Origin of the sequence: Bacillus cereus group sp. BfR-BA-01355 (assembly GCF_022663675.1) — a bacterium.
Lineage (GTDB): Bacteria > Bacillota > Bacilli > Bacillales > Bacillaceae_G > Bacillus_A > Bacillus_A thuringiensis_S.
In genome coordinates this window covers 1-274 of record NZ_JAKUFY010000389.1, presented here as the reverse complement: position 1 = coordinate 274, position 274 = coordinate 1, and the positions used below count along the sequence as shown (strand labels likewise).

The following is a 274-nucleotide window of genomic DNA, read 5'->3' as shown; positions in this document are numbered from 1 at the left end:
GCAAGTGGAGCGGTAGTATTAACAGCATTAATCGTATTTCTATCAAGCGTATTAGTATAATAGAAACTTTGTAACAAAAGAAAGAGAAGGGGGAATGAAAGATATGAAAGAGCAAGTATTACAAGTAACAAAAGGTGACTTTGTAGGATCGGCAAGTGGAGCAGTAGTATTAACAGCATTAATCGTATTTCTATCAAGCGTATTAGTATAATAGAAACTTTGTAACAAAAGAAAAAGAAGGGAGAATGAAAGATATGAAAGAGCAAGTATTACA

The 274-nt window shown here is 32.8% G+C and carries 2 protein-coding genes; both read left to right on the top strand.

Annotated features, from left to right (window positions below; all coding sequences use genetic code 11):
- Window positions 1–60 (top strand): DUF3948 family protein (locus MR167_RS32190; RefSeq protein ID WP_122950849.1); only part of this gene is annotated, 60 nt, incomplete at its 5' end.
- A 34-nt stretch (window positions 61–94) separates the two neighbouring features.
- Window positions 95–211 (top strand): DUF3948 family protein, encoded by a 117-nt coding sequence (locus MR167_RS32185; RefSeq protein ID WP_000654250.1) that lies wholly within the window; start codon window positions 95–97, stop codon window positions 209–211.
- Window positions 212–274: the final 63 nt, after the last annotated feature.

Coding starts and splice junctions, on each gene's coding strand:
- MR167_RS32185 (WP_000654250.1), top strand. CDS start 95: ATGAAAGATATGAAAGAGCAAGTATTACAAGTAACAAAAGGTGACTTT.